The sequence below is a fragment of the Nostoc sp. UIC 10607 genome (assembly GCF_047228265.1).
Lineage (GTDB): Bacteria > Cyanobacteriota > Cyanobacteriia > Cyanobacteriales > Nostocaceae > Nostoc > Nostoc foliaceum_A.
In genome coordinates this window covers 1-563 of sequence record NZ_JBIQNW010000234.1, presented here as the reverse complement: position 1 = coordinate 563, position 563 = coordinate 1, and the positions used below count along the sequence as shown (strand labels likewise).

1 protein-coding gene is annotated in these 563 nt (G+C 42.3%); it reads left to right on the top strand.

Annotated features, from left to right (window positions below):
- Nucleotides 1-60: 60 nt before the first annotated feature.
- On the top strand, nucleotides 61-563 hold a 503-nt coding region (locus tag ACEYW6_RS36560), incomplete at its 3' end, for a DUF6444 domain-containing protein (protein ID WP_412983662.1).

Below are 563 nucleotides of genomic sequence, written 5' to 3'. Positions count from 1 at the left end.
GTAAGGATTCAGGTGGCAGAGTATTGACAAAGGGAACACTTGAGGGGGAATATCACAAATATGAACCAAAACCTGCCTCAAGATTTAGATCGAGAAAGCTTGAACCAGTTGTCGAAGGAAGAACTGGTAGAGATAATTATTGAGCAGAGCAAGGTAATACGTGAGTTACAGAAAATCATCTACGAACTACAGCAAGAAATAGAGCGTTTAAAAGTCAGTCGAGATTTAGACAGTTCTAATTCGTCGAAGCCACCGTCTGGGGATATCCTCAAAAAGAGTGAAAACAAAAAAGCACCCTTGGAAGAAGAACCGAACCACCCCAAAAGAAAACCAGGTGGGCAACCAGGACATCAAGGTAAGACTCGTAAAGGTTTTGGCAGAATAGATCGTTGTGAAATCTTACGACCGACTGATTGTGCCTGTTGTGGTCAAAAAGCATTTGCTCACACGGCAGTAAAAGTAGAAAAACAGTCTGTAGCACAATTAGTAGAACGCCCCATTGAAATAGTGGAATATCAACGCCATACCTGCGTGTGTGAGTGCTGTGGAAATATACAAACAGC